Annotated in this window: 3 tRNA genes; all 3 read right to left on the reverse strand. The window is 43.6% G+C overall.

Features of this window, described 5'->3' with window-relative positions:
• Positions 1-203: 203 nt before the first annotated feature.
• The 3 genes from AB4329_RS22320 to AB4329_RS22330 all read right to left on the reverse strand — a co-directional run bounded on the left by AB4329_RS22320 (position 204) and on the right by AB4329_RS22330 (position 466).
• Positions 204-279, reverse strand: a tRNA-Val gene (locus AB4329_RS22320).
• A 33-nt stretch (positions 280-312) separates the two neighbouring features.
• Positions 313-388: transfer RNA gene (locus AB4329_RS22325), tRNA-Lys, on the reverse strand.
• A gap of 2 nt (positions 389-390) precedes the next feature.
• Positions 391-466, reverse strand: a tRNA-Glu gene (locus AB4329_RS22330).
• Between the last annotated feature and the right edge of the window lie 9 nt (positions 467-475).

Consider the following 475-nt stretch of genomic DNA (forward strand, 5'->3'; position numbering starts at 1 on the left):
TTTATCTAATGAAAGATAAACATTGAGAACTTTTAAATTTGATTGAATTACTCGTAAGTAATCAATCAGTCAGCTTTCCAAATTGTTAAAGAGCAATGAGACTTCTTGTGAAGTTCATTTTCTAAAGACTCTCACAGTCGAAAAATCCAACCAGCGACATAAGAAGTGGTTTGGAGATTTAACTTCCAAGAATATTTAGAGAATGGTGGGCGATACCGGGCTCGAACCAGTGACCCCCTGCTTGTAAGGCAGGTGCTCTCCCAACTGAGCTAATCGCCCACTAAAAGTTTTAATTCTTTCGTGGAGAAAGAATGGTGGGTCGTGCAGGATTCGAACCTGCGACCAATTGATTAAAAGTCAACTGCTCTACCAACTGAGCTAACGACCCAATGGTATCCCGTAGGGGAGTCGAACCCCTGTTACCGCCGTGAAAGGGCGGTGTCCTAGGCCTCTAGACGAACGGGACACTGCAATT

The organism is Vibrio sp. 10N.261.54.A5 (genome assembly GCF_041471145.1).
In the GTDB taxonomy this organism is placed as follows: domain Bacteria; phylum Pseudomonadota; class Gammaproteobacteria; order Enterobacterales; family Vibrionaceae; genus Vibrio; species Vibrio crassostreae_C.